Source organism: Moraxella nonliquefaciens (genome assembly GCF_001679005.1).
Classification (GTDB): Bacteria; Pseudomonadota; Gammaproteobacteria; order Pseudomonadales; family Moraxellaceae; genus Moraxella; species Moraxella nonliquefaciens.
The window spans coordinates 1-1,084 of record NZ_LXTW01000021.1; the positions used below are offsets into that span (position 1 = coordinate 1).

General features: G+C 40.6%; 1 protein-coding gene and 1 pseudogene. One reads left to right on the plus strand and one right to left on the minus strand.

Features of this window, described 5'->3' with window-relative positions:
* Positions 1 to 186, minus strand: a 186-nt coding sequence (locus A7456_RS11610) for a hypothetical protein (RefSeq protein WP_211266068.1), incomplete at its 3' end; no start/stop codon positions are given.
* A gap of 48 nt (positions 187 to 234) precedes the next feature.
* Here A7456_RS11610 and A7456_RS10955 point away from each other — a divergent pair.
* Positions 235 to 1,084 (plus strand): annotated as a pseudogene (locus A7456_RS10955) (RNA-guided endonuclease InsQ/TnpB family protein); the annotation flags it as partial.

Here is a 1,084-nt window from a genome sequence, read left to right on the forward strand (position 1 = left end):
CACCGCCGTAAACCTGCGACTTAGGCAGTGGGGATAAGGCGACATGGAGGCCCTAATGTGGTGTCCTTGCGTGTCAGCGACACTCATGTTCAATATACTGTCTAATAATCTCAATCGGTGCGCCGCCACAACTGCCTGCAAAATAACTTGGTGACCCCATCTTAACTCTATTTTAGGGCTTGACATAAAATTAGACCAATGTATAATTAAAATAATAAAATCATACCAAAACCTATGAAAACACTCAAACTACGCATATATGACAGTAAAATAAAGCAACTTGAAAAATTAGCAAGTTCGGTGAATTTTGTATGGAATTATGTTAATGAGTTAAGTTATAAATACCTACGCGTACAGGCAAATTCTTATCTGCCTATGATTTAAACGACTACACCAAAGGCAGTGGCGAGCTGTTAGGCTTACATTCCCAAACCATCCAAGCCATTAACGAAACCCACGCCAAAAGCCGAAAACAATTTAAAAAGGTACAATGCGGTACAAACTCTGTAGGTCTTGATTTAGGCTGTAAAGATAGCGTAACAACAAGCAATGGTGATAAACTAATCACCAAATTCACCCAAAAATACGCAAATAAACTAGCCAAAGCCCAAAGAGCCAACAAGAAAAAGCAAGTTAAAACCATACATGCATGCCAAACATGCCAAAATTAAAAATTCACGATTAAACGCCATTCATCAATTTACAAGCAAACTGGTCAAACAAAATGCTTTGATTGTGATTGGTAAATTAAATTCAAAAACATTCACATCAAGCAAACTGGCTAAATCGGTTTACGACGCAAGTTGGTATGAACTTAAACGACAGCTGGATGATAAGTGCAAGCATGCAGGTTGTCTGTATGAAGAAGTGGATGAACATTTTACAACCCAAACCTGTTCGTGTTGTGGTGCCATTACTAACAACAGTCCCAGAGGTAGAGCAGGTTTGGCAATAAGAGAATGGACTTGTGGTGCTTGTAACACCACGCACGACAGAGATGTCAATGCAGCTAAGAACATTCTCCGTATCGGACGTGATACGCTCGCTGGAGGAAGCCCCTCCCTTAGGGAGGGGAGTACGTCAC